The organism is Rhodospirillaceae bacterium, assembly GCA_018662005.1.
In the GTDB taxonomy this organism is placed as follows: domain Bacteria; phylum Pseudomonadota; class Alphaproteobacteria; order Rhodospirillales; family JABHCV01; genus JACNJU01.
In genome coordinates this window covers 23,742-39,075 of record JABJHA010000033.1, presented here as the reverse complement: position 1 = coordinate 39,075, position 15,334 = coordinate 23,742, and the positions used below count along the sequence as shown (strand labels likewise).

The following is a 15,334-nucleotide window of genomic DNA, read 5'->3' as shown; positions in this document are numbered from 1 at the left end:
CAAATATAATGCTACGGCAGTTGGGCAGGGATTTCACCAATGAGTGATGAAGAAGAAGAATTAGAGGAAGACGAAGACGGTGAAGAAGAGGATGAAGAAGAAGGATCGGGCGGCGGTAAGAAAAAGCTGTTCCTGATTATCGGTGTCGTCGTTCTGCTGCTAGGCGGTGGTGGTGCCGGTGCCTACTTCATGGGCTTGTTCGGCGGTGAGGAAGAAGTCCCGGAAGTCGTGGTCATACCACCCGGACCCCCCGTCTATCACGAATTCCCGCAACTGGTCGTCGATTTGAAGAAAAAAGGCGCCCGGACCAATTACATCAAGCTGAAAGTCGTTGTCGAGATCGTCACACGCGACCTGCCGCTATTGGTGGCCCAGGAGCTGAAAATCGTCGACAAGATGCAGGGTTATCTTCGTTCGCAAACACGCGACGAAGTTGCAGGCGGGGCGGGTACTGAAAATATGCGCGCCGGGATCACAAAAATCGTCACCGAGATTATGGGCGAGGTGAAGGTCGAAGGCGTCTTGTTCAGGGAAATCCTGCTTCAATAATAGCCCCTCAAGCGCCGGGCGGGTTCTCCGAACTCTTGGCTCGCATAAGGATCAAGCCCCTCAATTGCCGGGCGCTCACTCTGTTCGCTTGGCTTATGCCTCTGGAAGTCAAGTTTCAAATGGCAACAGGAGCCCTGTATGGTTGCCGATGGCCCTGGTTCCCCAAGCCCGCGACTGCGGGCCGCCGCCACTGCGGCGAGCCAAGAGGCCGGAGGCCTCGCCCGGCGCTTGAGGGGCTAATCTTCATTCCCTTTAACCCTTGCCGCAAGGGCGGCCGCCATGAAGTCGTCCAAGTCGCCGTCGAGCACCCCTTGGGTGTTTGAGGTTTCGACGTTTGTCCGTAAATCCTTGATCATCTGGTAGGGCTGCAAGACGTATGAGCGAATTTGGTGGCCCCAGCCAATATCTGTCTTGGCGTCGTGCTCGGCTTGGGATTCATCTTCGCGTCTTTGGATTTCGGCCTCGTAAAGGCGTGCTTTCAGCATGTTCATGGCAGCGGCGCGGTTTTTGTGTTGCGAACGGTCATTCTGGCATTGGACGACAATATTGGTCGGCAAGTGGGTGATGCGGATGGCGCTGTCCGTCTTGTTAATATGCTGACCGCCGGCACCCGAGGCGCGGTAGGTATCGACCCGTAAGTCCTTGTCCAGTATCTCGATATCAATTTTGTCATCGATCACCGGATAGACCCAGATGGAGGAAAAACTGGTGTGGCGACGGGCGCTGGAATCGTAGGGCGATATTCTGACCAAACGGTGAACGCCGCTTTCGGTCTTTAGCCAGCCGTAAGCATTGTGGCCGGAAATTTTTATGGTTGATGATTTAAGCCCGGCTTCCTCGCCGGCGCTTTCTTCCAGCCACTCAACTTTGTGACCCTTGCTTTCGGCCCAGCGGGTGTACATGCGAAGCAGCATTTCGGCCCAGTCCTGGGCTTCGGTGCCGCCAGCCCCGGCGTGAACTTCAAGGTAGGCATCGTTGCTGTCGACCTCGCCGGACAGAAGTGTTTGCAATTCCGCCTTGGCGGCGGTTTTGTGGGCGCCTTCCAGGGCGGCCTCGGCCTCGGCGACAATGTCTGTATCGTCCTCGGCTTCTCCCATTTCAAGGAGTTCAATATTGTCGTTGAGTTCCCTGGTTAGGGAATCGATGGATTTCAGGCCATCTTCCAGGACGGTCCTTTCGCGCATCAGGGTCTGGGCGCGTTCCGGGTTATTCCAGAATTCGGGATTTTCCGATAAGGCGTTTAATTCTTCCAGGCGTCGTTCGGCATTATCGTAGTCAAAGATGCCTCCTTAACAGTTCCAGTGACTGTTTGATTTCCTGGGTAAGGGCTGCGATTTCGGCGCGCATGTTGTTGTTTCTTTCACTCGCTGTAGGATTTAAGTAACTGGTTCTAACTCCTCTGCACGATCAATACAATCCACCGGTGCCGATTGCCGGGGCGCCGCCGGCTGTGGTGATGCCCCGCAATACCTGGGTTTCACCTGTCGGTATGGTTCCCGGCTTGAAGGCTTCGAGAATAATTTTCTTCTCGCCGGACCTAGCCGGTTTGCCGGTTGTCGCGTTGACTCTTACCAATCGAATGCCGGGTGGAATACGAAACGGTGTCGCGGTGCTTTCGGCCAGGGCTTCGATCATGAAATCCCGGAAGATAGGCGCTGCTACGGAGGCGCCTTGTTCTCGTCTGCCAAGGGATCGGGGGTTGTCGAAGCCGGTAAAGACGCCGACCGCCAAGTCCGCCGAAAACCCAATGAACCAGGCATCGATACTTTTGTTGGTGGTGCCGGTTTTCCCACCCAACGGTTTGCCGACCGAACGGATCGAACGACCGGTACCACGGTCGATCACACCTTTCAGCATGGAAACGATCTGGTAGGCGCTGGCTGTGTCGGTTAATTGTTGGCGCGGGTCTGGCAGGGCGGGGACCGGCTGGCCGGTCCAGAAAGCTGCTCGGCAATCACGGCAGACCCGGGCGTCGTGGCTAAGAACTTTACGGCCGTGGCGGTCCTGAATGCGGTCAATAAGGGTAGGCCTGATTTTCTTGCCACCGTTGACCAGCATGGCGTAACCCGATGTCAGCCGGAGCAGCGTTGTCTCCCCCGCGCCCAGGGCCATGGCCAGTTGTTCGGGCATTTTTTCAGTCAGTCCAAAACGCTGGGCGTACTCTGAAATTTTATCCATACCAACGGTTTGGGCCAACCGGACGGTCATCAGGTTGCGGGATTTTTCGATGCCCAGACGCATGGTGCTGGGGCCATAAAATTTCTTGGTGTAGTTGGCCGGGCGCCATTTGGGAAGGCCCGGTCCCTGGTCGATGACGAACGGGGCGTCCAGAATCAGGGTCGAGGGTGAGTATCCTGAATCAAGCGCCGCCAGGTAGACAAAAGGTTTGAAAGCCGAACCCGGTTGCCGCTTCGCCTGGGTCACCCGGTTGAATTGACTTTTGGCGTAATCGTAACCGCCGGTCATGGCCAGTATCCGTCCGGTATGGGGGTCAAGGGCGACCAGCCCGCCTTCAATTTCAGGAATTTGTCTTAAAGCGTGGGTTCCCTCTGGATAGAGATTACCCTCGCTGTCGGCAAGCAAGGCCTCAACGGCGATAACATCACCCACGGCCAGAACGTCGGACGGACGCTTGACCTTTGGCCCCAGTCTTTCCTTTTTAGCCCAGGGACGAGCCCATTTTAACTGGGCAAGGGGGATAGTCCCGCTCGTATCACCGTGCAGGCCGATAACAGCGGCGGCGTCAGTAAGTTCAAGAACAACGGCCATCTTCCAGTTGCCCAGGCCGGGAACCGGTTCCATGGTGGCCAGCCTTTGCTGCCAGGTTTGGGCCGAGGATTCTTCATCAAGGCGCATCAAAGGACCACGCCAGCCGTGGCGGCGGTCATAAGATTGCAGACCTTTTTTGACGGCCCTGTCGGCGATTTCCTGAAACTTTGGGTTCAGGGTGGTGCGGACAGACAAGCCGCCTTTGTAGAGCTCTTTCTCGCCGTAGCGATCCGCCAGTTCACGGCGAACTTCTTCGGCAAAAAATTCGGCGGTGACAAATTGGGTTTCCGATCGCTTGCGGGTAGACAGGGGTTCGGCCTTGGCAAGATTGGCATCGTCGGTGGTTATGACACCGTCTTCGAGCATACGGCCAATTACCCAGTTGCGGCGGGCCAGGGCGGCCTCGTGCTTGCGCACCGGGTGATAATTGTTGGGTGCCTTGGGCAAGGCCGCAAGATAGGCGACCTCGGCAATGCTCAGTTCGGAAAGCGGTTTGTCAAAGTAGTTCAGTGCCGCCGTCGCCACCCCGTAAGAGCCATAACCCAAATAAATCTCATTGAGGTAAAGCTCAAGAATGCGGTCTTTGGTGAAGGCGCGTTCCATACGGAAGGCAAGAATGGCTTCCTTGACCTTGCGGTCCCAGGACACCTCGTTGGTTAACAGGAAATTTTTCGCCACCTGCTGGGTAATCGTTGATGCGCCAACCTTGCGGCGTGTGCCGCCGTAATTTTTGATATTGATGATGACGGCGCGGACGACGCCGAGGAAATCAATTCCCTGATGGTGGTAGAAATTCTTGTCCTCGGCCGACAGGAAGGCGTTGACGACGCGCTTGGGCATGGCCCGAATGGGAACGAAGACACGTTTTTCGATGGCGTATTCGGCGAGCAGTCGCCCGTCACCGGCATGAACACGGGTCATTACCGGTGGCTCGTAATCGGCAAGTTGGTGGTAATCCGGCAAGTCCTGGCCAAATTTATTGAAGACGTACAGCAAGCCACCGACGCCAACGAACGCCAGGACGATCAGCAAGCCAAGAAAGGTGAACAGTGCTTTAAGCATCGCGCCTATATGAAGGAATTTGAACCATGAAAACGTTGCTCATCTTAGCGTACCCGGGCCCCATTCCGATACATCCGAAATTTAATGATCAGGAAAACTAGGGTTCAAATGTGTCAGGGGTAGGGCGGCAGGGGCCTGAATAGTCTATTTTTTGTATGCTTCTTCGATATTGTTGAAGTAGCTGGAGACAGCGCGAACCATTCCTTTGGCCAGCTTGGCCCTGTATTTCTTGTCCCTTAGGGCTTTTTCGTCATTACGATTGGACAGGAAACCCAGTTCAATCAAAACTGACGGCACGTCCGGTGCTTTGAGAACGGCAAAGCCGGCGAAACGGTGAGTATTGCGGAGAACTTTTGTCTGGCGGCGTAATTCGGTTACCAGACCGATGGCGAATTTAGCCGACTGGTTCATGGATTCGCGCCGCGTCAGATCAATCAGGATATTGGAGATCTCCGGCGTTTCATCGGCAAAATTGATGCCGGCAATCAAGTCTGCCTTGTTTTCTTTTTCAGCCAATGCCGCCGTTTCCCGGTCCGAGGCGCGCTCGGACAAGGTATAAACCGAAAGTCCGCGGGTTTTGCGGTTCTTGATCGCGTCGGCGTGGACGGAAAGGAACAGTTCTGCGCCAGCATCGCGGGCCCTGATAACCCGTTCGCGCAGGGGTACAAAAATGTCGCGCTGGCGGGTCAGGGAGACTTTGAAACGCCCGGTTTTTTCAAGTTGGGTTTTAAGTTCCCGCGCCATCGCCAGGGTGATGTGCTTTTCGTAAATTCCGCTGATGCCGATCGTCCCCGGATCGACGCCACCATGGCCCGGATCAATAACGACGATTCGTTTAGCCGGGGTATAGGGAACAACATCGGGTTTTGGCTTGATCGATGGCGGCGAAAACAGAGCCGCAGAAACCGTTGCCTTGGGTGTCGCTGTTTTCGGTTGGGCCTGGAAGGCGGTTTTCGATGTGGTGCCCAGATCAATGACCAGCCGATAGCTGTTTTTGCCTTCAGGATTGAGGATAAAACTTTTTTCAATAGTCGGAGGATTGTTTACATCGAGGACGATTCGCGACACGCCGGGTTGAAATAACCCGTAACGGAGCTTTTGAAGCAACCCGATATTCCCCGGTAATGGTCTTGGCGGCAAACGCCAGCCGACTTCCGGCAGGTCGATAACGACCCTGTATGGTTTGGCCAGGGTGAAGACTTTAAAAGCGACTTTGTCGGTTAAATCAAAAACCAGGCGGGTCATTTTCCCTTGGATACCAACGCGCACGTCGGTCACAACAGCTTCGGCTGCGCGGGTTTCGGCTGCGCCCAGACACAGGATTAAAGCCGCCAATGCGATAATCAATCGCCTCATTATTCCCTCGATTAACCAGATAAGTGCAACAATACGATTGTCGAACTAAATTCCTACCGTTATGTTAACATCATGACATTGAGTGTTCAGTCTTTTAAAGACACTTTAAAGTCACTAACATATGGACGGGATAGCTCCTGGTATCAGGAGCCGTCTTTGTTCACAGTACAATACGAATGGTTAAAAACGAGTTTTTTCATGCCGGATAGAGCAGCGCGAACATTCATGAAGGAAGCACCGTCCCTCGCGACGGGCGCCAATTCGTTCGAATGCGCCGCCGGCGTTTCACGAATAAGCGTCAATCACCATAACGGATTTAATGCCGCAGGTGGGCTGACGCCATGGAGTTCCAATTTAAATGTCTACCAACAGAATGATTATCGATGCCGCCCACCCGGAGGAAACCCGGGTCGCGGTTCTCAGTGGGAATCGCCTTCAAGACTTTGATGTTGAATCCGTCACCCGCAAGCAAATCAAGGGTAATATATATCTCGCTAAAGTGATTCGGGTCGAACCGTCGCTTCAGGCTGCTTTCGTCGATTACGGCGGAAACCGTCACGGTTTCCTGTCGTTTAGCGAAATTCACCCCGATTATTACCAAATTCCCATCGAGGATCGTCAGGCTCTGCTGGCTGCCCAGGAAGCTGCCGCTATCGAGGATGAAGCGTCCGAGGACAACGCAGGTGAAGCCCCTGCCGAGGACGAGGCGGAACAGCCTGATGAACCCGTTGAAGAAGCTGCCGCCGGCCTTGCTGCGACTGCGGACGAGGGCGCTAACGACAATGTGAATGATGACGGCGACGAGGAAGTCGGCGCACCTAAACCGTCCCGCAAGGGTGTCGAAACGCTGGGTGGAGACGATAGCGAAGATGCTCGTCCAAAACGACGTGTTCTCAACTATCGTAACTATAAAATCCAGGAAGTCATCAAGCGTCGCCAGATACTGTTGATCCAGGTGGTAAAAGAGGAGCGGGGCAACAAAGGTGCTGCCCTGACCACATATATTTCACTGGCCGGTCGTTATTGTGTGCTGATGCCCAACACCGCCAGGGGCGGCGGTATTTCGCGCAAGATCACCAACGGTGCAGACCGCAAGCATTTGAAGACCATACTGACTGGTTTGAAAATTCCTGAAGGCATGGCGGTGATCGTCCGAACCGCTGGCACGAAGCGTTCCAAGGCGGAAATCAAACGCGATTATGAATATCTGGTACGCTTGTGGGACAGCGTCAGGGATTTGACCCTGGAATCGACGGCACCCTCGCTCGTCCACGAAGAAGGCAACCTGATCAAACGTTCAATAAGGGATCTGTATACGGGTGATATTTCGGAAATTATTGTTGCCGGTGAAGCCGGTTACCGACTGGCCAAGGATTTTATAAAACTTTTGATACCGAGCCACGCCAAGCGTGTTCAGCCCTACAGCGAGTCAACGGAACCGATTTTCCAGAACTATCAGGTTGAAAGTCAGCTCGACGCCATTCATTCACCTGAAGTGCAGATGAAATCCGGCGCTTATATCGTCATCAACCCTACCGAGGCGCTGGTTTCCATTGACGTCAACTCGGGCCGCTCGACACGTGAGCGCAACATCGAAGAAACTGCCTTCAAGACCAATCTTGAAGCCGCTGAAGAAATTGCCCGGCAATTGCGCCTTCGTGACCTTGCCGGTTTGATCGTTATCGATTTTATCGACATGGATGTGACGCGTAATAACACGCAAGTCGAAAAGCGCCTGAAAGATGCCATGCGCAATGACCGCGCCCGCATTCAAATAGGTCGTATCAGCCCGTTTGGGTTGCTTGAATTGTCGCGTCAACGGCTCAGGATGTCGCTGATCGAAACCAGTTCGGAGCCCTGCCCTTACTGCGGTGGCACCGGTATTCGCCGCTCGACGGATTCTGCTGCCCTGGTGGCTCTGCGCGCGATTCAGGAAGAAGCAAATCGCAAACATGCCAAAGAACTTATTGTTCACGTGCCGACGGCAGTTGCCCTGTACATCCTCAATCAAAAACGGCCGGCATTGACCAGTATTGAACAAGATACTGACATTTCCATTGTCGTTACCGCCGATGAATCCCTGATCCCGCCCGACCTTAGAATTGAACGGGTAGGGGCTTCGGGTAAAATCGAAGCGGTCAGCCCCAACGTTATTGCCGGTGACACCAAGGCCGATGAAAAACCGAGTAAACGTCGTCGCCGTCCCCGTCGCCGCAACTCAAGTGATGGCGAAGCCAGAACCAAGGAAGGCCAGGATGCAACTGCCAGTGAGGCGGGAAGCGATCAGGTTGATGCTGCCCAGGCGGTTTCAAAGGATGATGACAGCGAAGAGAACAAGGCCCCTAAGCGTCGCCGTCGTGGCAAACGTGGTGGGCGTCGCCGTCGCGGGCGTAGTGAAGAACAGGTTGCCAGTGAAGAATCCTCAACGAATTCTGAAATTTTAACCGATTCTGATACTTCAAGCCCTGAAATTGTAACGGCTGAACCCGAAACCGCTGCATCAGAAGAAGAAAAACCGGCCAAAAAACCGGCTCGCCGACGCAGTCGTGCCAAAAAAGCCGCTGTCGATTCAGACACGCCTACAGTCAACACCGACGACAAGGTTGCTGAAACTCCCGTTGAGAGTGCTGCCGCCGAATCCGTGGAAATGGCGAAAGAAGAGAAGCCGAAACGCACCCGTCGTCCTCGCAAGAAGGCATCGGTAGCCAAACAGGAAGACAAGATATCCGAAGAGATTGATCTTGATCCTAAATTGGTTGCCGAAGCGGCAAAAACAACGGTCATAAATATTGGTAATAGCGAACCGACGACCAAAGAAAAACCAAAAAGCGGTTGGTGGCGGCGCTAGGGCCATTCCCTGATGGTCCTTACCCGACAGCGAGAGATAGCATGCAGCCGAATAAACTTCCGCCAAAAGGCGTCATCAATCATTGAAAGTCCATTCGGCATTCTTTTAATCGGGAAAAAATGCTACACTACCCAAGCGTGTGTAAATAACTATTGGATCTTCTCGATGGATCAAGAGAGGAGGATTGAGTTATGGCAATCGATTATACGAAAAAGAAAAATCGTAACCCCAAAGGGGATAAAGACGTCGAGGATGGCTGGAAAAGCAACCAGAAAAGAAACAAAGACAGAGACCGGACAAAACGCGATGTTCCTCTTGACGAGATAAAGAAATCTCATCAGGAAAAAGGCCCGCGTAACAATTGATCCTTCCCAGGAAGCGCCATATTACATAAGAGGCACCATCGGACATTCCTGATCCAAAATAGGACGGAAAGGCTCTGACAGACTCGAAAACAGTATGGTTTGGGGGCTGATGACAAATTCCCCTGTTAATTCGTCTCCCTAACGCTTCCAGTCGATCAGGCGTTTGGCGGCTTCGGCCATTTCTTCATAGGGACCGGCGAAAGAAAAACGGACGGTACGGTTGCCGCGCTGGGGATCAAAGTCGATACCCGGTGTAATGGCGACCCCGGTTTCGGCCAGGCAGCGGCGGCAAAATTCTTCACTGTCATTGGTCAGATGGGCGACATCTGCATACAAATAAAAGGCGCCCTCCGCCTGAGACAATTTGTCGAACCCGGCTTTTGGCAACATTTCCAGCAACAGATCCCGATTGCGTTTGTAATTGGCGACAAGTCCATCCAGTTCTTCGTAACAATCGAAGGCCGCAACACCTGCCAGTTGAGATAATGTCGGTGGCGATATGAACAGGTTTTGTGACAGGCACTCTACCGAACGCAGCAAGGATTCCGGCACCACCATCCATCCCAACCGCCAACCGGTCATTGAAAAATATTTTGAAAAACTGTTGATGATGATCGCGTCATCGCTGAATTCAAGCGCCGAGCAGGCTGCATTTTCATATGTTACACCGTGATAAATTTCATCTGAAATCAGTCGGATGCCGTGCTCTTTGCAGTATTGGACAAGCGCTATCATTTCGTCCCGGGCGATCATTGTACCTGTCGGATTTGACGGGCTGGCGATAATCAGGCCGTCCAGGTCACCTTCGATATTTTCAAGGACGTCAGGCGTCGGTTGAAAGTTGGTTTCGGGACCGACCGGAATACCCACGACTTCAATACCCAGAGATTTCAAAATATTGCGGTAAGCAGGATAACCTGGATCAGCCAGGGCAACCCGGTCGCCACTGTCAAATACGCTTAAGAAAGAAACCACAAAAGCACCCGAAGAACCGGTCGTGACGACCATCCGGTCGCTTGTCACGTCAAGGCCGTACATGTCCTTGTAGTGCTGCGACAGGCGCTTGCGTAAAGGCGGGATGCCAAGGGCAAGGGTGTAGCCAATGCGATCATTATCAAGGGCGGTGCGTGCCGCGTCACGCACCATGCCTGGGGCCGGTGTGCCGGGTTGGCCAACTTCCATATGAAGAACATCTTTTCCCGACGCTTCGCGCTCGCTGGCCGCCGCCATGACGTCCATGACAATAAACGGCGGTATGGTCCCGCGTTTTGCAGTCTTTAAGGCCATTGGGTTATTGGTCGATCTTCAAGCCCAGGCCGTATCCCCTGGGGTCGGTGACCGCTTCGCAACTGTTGGGGTCAAAAGGAAGGCCCTGCAGGCAGCCGACAGCATTGACCCTTCCCAATGAAGGCGTCGCGGCAACCGTATGGCCTTTGCTGATTAAAACTTCAATAGCGGCTTCGTCATAACCTTGTTCGTAATAGACAATATCCGGGTTGCCACTGTTATGCAGGCGCTTGGCCTGCATGGCGCTTTCAAGACCCTCCACATTGACAGCAGTGGACATGGCTACCGATATCAAAGAGGTTGGCGCCGTAACCCCGCCCGCGGCAGCGCCGGCAAAAAAGAAATCGTTGGTAAAGTGATCGACAGCCAGCATGGGTCCCAAAGAAACAGGGCCCCGGCCTCCGCTTCCCGGCGCTGCAGCCATTAAAATACCGCTACCTTTGGCGATCAGTCCGTTGCCAAACAGTCCATTCATGGTCAAGGCGCAGGCAATACCCGCGCCGTCGCCATCCATGACGGCAAAGGTCGTCGCCGAAGGATCTTCGCGCATTTCAACAGGAGCAGGGTTTAGCGAGCTTGCGGGAACATGGCTGTCCGGGTTGTAGGTGCTCATCAGCGGCGCTAACCGGGATGCCGAGACAAGGTCGAATGATTCAACGGAACTTTCACCGTCAGGACGCATCCAGCGGCTACGGTCACCGTAAGCCCGGATAGCCGTTTCGATGATCAGATGAGGCCGCACATCGGGCGGACTTTCATTGAAGCGCCGGTTGTCCAGCATCATCGCCAGCATTTCGGCAGCAACGGCGCCCCCGGCAGCAGGGGGCGGAGCGAAATGAACAGAAATGTCACCCAGGGGCACCTGGATCGGGTTGCGCCATACCGGCTTGAAATTTATCAGATCACTGGCGCTTAGCGCCCCGCCACCAGCGTTGACGGCGGCGGCGAAGTTATCGGCCCCGGGTTGGCGATACAGGGCCGCTGCGCCACTTTCCCGAATACTGCCAAGCACGTTAGCCAGATTCGGTTGTATCCACTTATCGCCTTCTTGCAACAAACCACCAACGACCGGTCGTCCAAAAATCCGGCGCGCGTCGGGCTCGACCAGCAGGGCGTCGCCAATTTTTTTCAGGTCATGAGAAAAGGCGCGTGAAACTTTAACACCAAAACGGGCCAAACCTTCAGCCGGGGCAACAAGCTGGGCCCAGGGCAGGCGTCCGTAACGGGCGTGAAGGGCATGAAATCCAGCCAGATTCGCGGCCACCGCATTGGCGCGTCTGCCTTGATTATCGTTTTGCCCGGCCTTGGCCAGAAATTGAAGAACCTTTGTTTCATTGCTCTGGGCGTCATGAACAATGCAAACCCCGCCACCACCAAGTCCGGCCGTAGAGGGCATGGTGACCGCCAGATTGAAATAGATGGCTGTGGCCGCGTCAACGGCATTGCCGCCAGCTTCCAGAACATCCCGGCCAGCCAGTGCGGCATGGGGCTCATCAGTTGCCAGGCCGCCTTTGAAACTTTCCGGGTCAAAGGTGTCAAATTGCACAGCGCCTCTACCCAGTTCAACCAGATCATCGCTGAATTGGTTTATAGATTCACATCCTGTCAGTGTCAGCAATGATGCCAACAGCAGCGCACCCATACCCTTGAATTGACTGCAACGGCGGTGATCACTACCTTTTGCAGTGATGACAATATTTTTTGGTCTTTTAAAAATCATGCGTCCGTCAATTACCTTCAGGTTGTTGATGTTACTTCTGTGTCTGGCCCTTACGAGTTTTGTACCAGCAAAAGCCGAAGCCCGGAAGTTGTCGTTTGTTCGCGATGCGGAAATAGAAAATACCATTCGTGTCTACGCAACGCCACTATTCCAGGCAGCGGGTTTGGAACCTTCGGCTATTAACATTTACCTTGTCAACGACAAGACCCTGAATGCCTTTGTTGCCGGCGGTCAAAAATTGTTCCTTAACACCGGACTTTTAATTCGCAGTCAGAATGCCGGGCAGGTCATTGGCGTTATTGCCCATGAAACCGGCCATATCGCCGGTGGTCACCTTTCGCGTACCCGTGACGCCATGAAAAAGAGCTCAGCGGCCAGTATTCTGGCGATGGTGCTGGGTGGTGTCGCGGTCATGAGCGGTCGCGGTGATGTCGGTTCAGCGATCATCGCCGGTGGTCAACAGATGGGGACACGGAACTTCCTGCAATACAGCCGCACTCAGGAAAGCGCTGCTGATGCTGCGGCCATGCGCTTTCTTGATGCAACACAGCAGTCGGCAAACGGGATGCTGGAATTTTTTGAAATTCTTGGTGATCAGGAATTGTTGAGTGTGACCCGTCAGGATCCCTATTACCGCTCTCACCCGCTCACCCGCGAACGTAAAGTTGCGGTCGAAAATTTTATCCTCCGCTCACCCAATACCGATAGGCCGGAGCCACCGGGATTCGAGGAACGCCATGGTCGTATGAAAGCCAAACTTGAAGCTTTCCTTAATCCCGTATCACGAACCCTGCGCACCTATAAAGAGGACGATCCAAGCCTTGAGGCGCGTTATGCGCGGGCTATTGCCTACTACAGGCGACCTGACCTGGAACGGGCGATCCCCCTGATTGATGGTTTGATAGCAGAGCGACCCGCCGATCCTTATTTTCAGGAACTCAAAGGTCAGATGCTGTTTGAAAATGGCCGCATCTCCGAATCACTCCCTTACTATGAAAAAGCGGCGTTTCTGGCCCCGGGTTCCGCCTTGCTGCGGCGTTCTCTGGGTCAGGTACAACTGGAAGTTGGTGACCCGGAACAACTTGAAAGGGCCGTTTCAAATCTTCTGATTGCCACAGGCGCAGATAGCACAGACCCCTTCACTTGGCGGTTGCTGGGTACGGCCTATGGGAAAATGGGCAAACGGGGTGAAAGTTCACTGGCCCTTGGGGAGGCAGCATTGCTGACCAATAAACCAGCTGACGCAAGATTTCACGCCGAGCGCGCCGCCGGGTTGCTGAAACAAGGATCTATCGGTTGGATGCAAGCCCAGGATATTCTTCATGCCCTGGACAATCAGAAACAGTAATGAGTGGTCCCCTAAAAACTGTCGTGCTGTCTCTGCTTTTGTTGAGTTGGGCGTCAGGTTGCGCCATCGTCCCCCAGGCGAGTGTCGCCCCTGAAGGATTATTGCAGGTGCTAGGGCCATTTCCCGGATTTTCGCCCGTAGAGTTGCCTGGCGATTGGGCAATTGAAAAAGATGGCGAGCTTGATGAAAATCAGCTTCAAATCATGGACATGCAGGGGGTTCCGTCCCTTAAGGTCACCAATGGTTCGGATTCGTTTGTTGTTGTCAGGCGCACCCAGGCGATGATGCTGGCAACGCCGTTTCTCAGTTGGTCATGGAATATCGAACCGCCCTCAACAACCGGATACCACCCGGTGCGTCTGGTTGTCGGTTTTTATGGCGGCGACCCGGAAAGCCCAAGCCGCGGTAGTGAGCCGTTGCGCTGGTTGGGTAGTGACCTGCCTGCCCACGACCGGGCGCTGTCCCTGACTTGGGGTGAGTCGGCGCTGCAACGCGGAACCTTGTCACCGCCCCCGGAATCTGACAACCGGGCCGCCCCACGATACAGCGTCAGGGGAGGGCGGGAGAATGCCGGGTCGTGGTGGCTGGAAACCGTTGACCTTTATGACCTCTACCACCGAAGCTGGCCAAAGGACGATGCCGGCAAAACCCAGGTCGTCTTTATCGGCGTCGCCGCAGCAGGCAATCGCCCACCGGCCCCGGCTTATATATCGGGCATTGTGTTGTCCAGGTAGGGATTAAACCGGTTTGATCAGGGCGTGGCGTTTTTTGCCTGCCGATAGCTTGATGATCCCGTCAGCATTGGCGTCGCCTAAGGTAACGATCAGGGTTTCATCGCTGATTTTCTCGTCATTTAGGCGTGCTCCACCGCCCTTGATCAATCTGCGGGCCTCGCCGTTTGAGGAAGCCAGACCGGCGATCTTGAACAGTTCAAAGACGGCAATTCCGGCCTCCAGATCGGCCTTGGCAACGTCTGTGCTGGGCAAGCCATCGCCCAGAGCGCCTTCCTCGAAGGTCTGTCTTGCCGTTTCGGCGGCTTCTTCGGCGGCTTGTTGGCCATGGCACATGGCGGTCACTTCCGTCGCCAGCCTTTTCTTGACCTCGTTAAGTTCGGCGCCTTCCAGGCTTTCCAGTTCGGCAATTTCTTCGAGTTCCAGATCCGTAAACAGGCGCAGGAATTTACCCACATCGGCGTCTTCGGTGTTGCGCCAGTATTGCCAGTAATCATAGGGCTTCAGCATGTCGGCGTTGAGCCACACGGCGCCCGCCGCAGTCTTGCCCATCTTTGCGCCTGAGGACGTGGTCAAAAGCGGCGTTGTCAGGCCGAACATCTCGCGCTGGTCGAGGCGGCGTCCCAAATCGACACCGCCCACAATATTACCCCACTGGTCCGATCCACCCATTTGCAACAGGCAATCATGGCGGCGACTCAGTTCAAGGAAATCATAAGCCTGCAGAATCATGTAGTTGAATTCGAGGAAGCTCAGATTGTGTTCGCGCTCAAGTCTGATTTTTACGGACTCAAAGCCGAGCATCCGGTTGACCGAAAAATGACGACCGTAATCGCGCAGGAAATCAATATATTGAATGCCTTTTAGCCAGTCGTCGTTATTGACCATGATGGCGTCGGTGGGGCCCCCCTCTTCGCCATCAGGGCCGAAGGTCAGAAACTTGGCAAACACGTCTTTGATACTAGCCATGTTGGCGGCGATGGCGTCGTCGTCGAGAAGCTGGCGGCTTTCATCTTTGCCCGAAGGGTCGCCGACCTTTGTCGTGCCACCGCCCATCAGGACGATCGGTTTGTGGCCGCAGCGTTGCAACAGCCGCAGCATCATTATCTGAACGAGACTCCCGGCGTGCAGGCTTGGTGCCGTGCAGTCAAAGCCGATATAGGCGGAAACGATCTTGCTCTCGGCCAGCTTGTCGAGCGCGTCAAGATCCGTGCACTGGTGCATGTAACCGCGCTCGATGACGTTGCGGATAAAGTCTGAACGGTGGCTGGTCATTTTTTGGTCGCTTCTTTAACTTGT

At 54.4% G+C, this 15,334-nt stretch carries 11 protein-coding genes; 5 read left to right on the top strand and 6 right to left on the bottom strand.

From position 1 onward, the window contains the following. Positions 1–39: 39 nt before the first annotated feature. Positions 40–549, top strand: coding sequence for a flagellar basal body-associated FliL family protein (locus HOL66_13715; protein ID MBT5245289.1), 510 nt, complete (start codon positions 40–42; stop codon positions 547–549). A gap of 236 nt (positions 550–785) precedes the next feature. Here HOL66_13715 and prfB read toward each other — a convergent pair. From prfB to HOL66_13700, 3 genes are all read right to left on the bottom strand, one after another. After that, positions 786–1,896, bottom strand: a protein-coding gene (gene prfB, locus HOL66_13710) for a peptide chain release factor 2 (protein ID MBT5245288.1) whose coding sequence is annotated in 2 segments (ribosomal slippage) — positions 786–1,826 and positions 1,828–1,896 — 1,110 coding nt in all. Because the reading frame shifts where the segments join, the coding sequence is not laid out codon by codon here. 60 nt (positions 1,897–1,956) lie between these two features. Then, the gene (locus HOL66_13705; protein MBT5245287.1) at positions 1,957–4,380 is read right to left on the bottom strand and encodes a penicillin-binding protein 1A; all 2,424 of its coding nucleotides are present in this window, start codon (positions 4,378–4,380) and stop codon (positions 1,957–1,959) included. Positions 4,381–4,524: 144 nt separating this feature from the next. Beyond that, on the bottom strand, positions 4,525–5,727 hold the full coding sequence (locus tag HOL66_13700; protein ID MBT5245286.1) for an N-acetylmuramoyl-L-alanine amidase: 1,203 nt from the start codon (positions 5,725–5,727) through the stop codon (positions 4,525–4,527). Between the two features lie 367 nt (positions 5,728–6,094). Here HOL66_13700 and HOL66_13695 point away from each other — a divergent pair, with 367 nt between their 5' ends. Together HOL66_13695 and HOL66_13690 are read left to right on the top strand one after the other, a co-directional pair. Then, positions 6,095–8,584 (top strand): Rne/Rng family ribonuclease, encoded by a 2,490-nt coding sequence (locus tag HOL66_13695; GenBank protein ID MBT5245285.1) that lies wholly within the window; start codon positions 6,095–6,097, stop codon positions 8,582–8,584. A gap of 191 nt (positions 8,585–8,775) precedes the next feature. Further along, positions 8,776–8,949, top strand: coding sequence for a hypothetical protein (locus tag HOL66_13690; GenBank protein MBT5245284.1), 174 nt, complete (start codon positions 8,776–8,778; stop codon positions 8,947–8,949). A gap of 138 nt (positions 8,950–9,087) precedes the next feature. On the opposite strand, the gene HOL66_13685 is transcribed toward HOL66_13690, so the two are convergent. Then, on the bottom strand, positions 9,088–10,236 hold the full coding sequence (locus HOL66_13685; GenBank protein ID MBT5245283.1) for a pyridoxal phosphate-dependent aminotransferase: 1,149 nt from the start codon (positions 10,234–10,236) through the stop codon (positions 9,088–9,090). Between the two features lie 4 nt (positions 10,237–10,240). Next, positions 10,241–11,956, bottom strand: a complete 1,716-nt coding sequence (locus tag HOL66_13680) for a gamma-glutamyltransferase (protein ID MBT5245282.1) — start codon at positions 11,954–11,956, stop codon at positions 10,241–10,243. On the opposite strand from HOL66_13680, the gene HOL66_13675 reads away from it, so the two are divergent. Together HOL66_13675 and HOL66_13670 are read left to right on the top strand one after the other, a co-directional pair. Beyond that, positions 11,955–13,304, top strand: coding sequence for a M48 family metallopeptidase (locus HOL66_13675; GenBank protein ID MBT5245281.1), 1,350 nt, complete (start codon positions 11,955–11,957; stop codon positions 13,302–13,304). The two genes, HOL66_13680 and HOL66_13675, sit on opposite strands and share 2 nt — an antisense overlap. Next, entirely contained in the window at positions 13,304–14,038 is a 735-nt protein-coding gene (locus HOL66_13670; protein ID MBT5245280.1) for a DUF3047 domain-containing protein, read from the top strand. The genes HOL66_13675 and HOL66_13670 overlap by 1 nt, the downstream gene beginning before the upstream one ends. Before the next feature lie 3 nt (positions 14,039–14,041). Here the strand turns inward: HOL66_13670 and HOL66_13665 are convergent, their stop codons facing one another. Beyond that, on the bottom strand, positions 14,042–15,310 hold the full coding sequence (locus HOL66_13665; protein MBT5245279.1) for a tyrosine--tRNA ligase: 1,269 nt from the start codon (positions 15,308–15,310) through the stop codon (positions 14,042–14,044). Positions 15,311–15,334 lie beyond the last annotated feature (24 nt).

Bases quoted from the DNA above. Each gene is read 5' to 3' on its own strand.
- HOL66_13715 (MBT5245289.1), top strand. From the start codon at position 40: ATGAGTGATGAAGAAGAAGAATTAGAGGAAGACGAAGACGGTGAAGAA.
- HOL66_13705 (MBT5245287.1), bottom strand. From the start codon at position 4,380: ATGCTTAAAGCACTGTTCACCTTTCTTGGCTTGCTGATCGTCCTGGCG.
- HOL66_13695 (MBT5245285.1), top strand. From the start codon at position 6,095: ATGTCTACCAACAGAATGATTATCGATGCCGCCCACCCGGAGGAAACC.
- HOL66_13690 (MBT5245284.1), top strand. From the start codon at position 8,776: ATGGCAATCGATTATACGAAAAAGAAAAATCGTAACCCCAAAGGGGAT.
- HOL66_13685 (MBT5245283.1), bottom strand. From the start codon at position 10,236: ATGGCCTTAAAGACTGCAAAACGCGGGACCATACCGCCGTTTATTGTC.
- HOL66_13675 (MBT5245281.1), top strand. From the start codon at position 11,955: ATGCGTCCGTCAATTACCTTCAGGTTGTTGATGTTACTTCTGTGTCTG.
- HOL66_13680 (MBT5245282.1), bottom strand. From the start codon at position 11,956: ATGATTTTTAAAAGACCAAAAAATATTGTCATCACTGCAAAAGGTAGT.
- HOL66_13670 (MBT5245280.1), top strand. From the start codon at position 13,304: ATGAGTGGTCCCCTAAAAACTGTCGTGCTGTCTCTGCTTTTGTTGAGT.
- HOL66_13665 (MBT5245279.1), bottom strand. From the start codon at position 15,310: ATGACCAGCCACCGTTCAGACTTTATCCGCAACGTCATCGAGCGCGGT.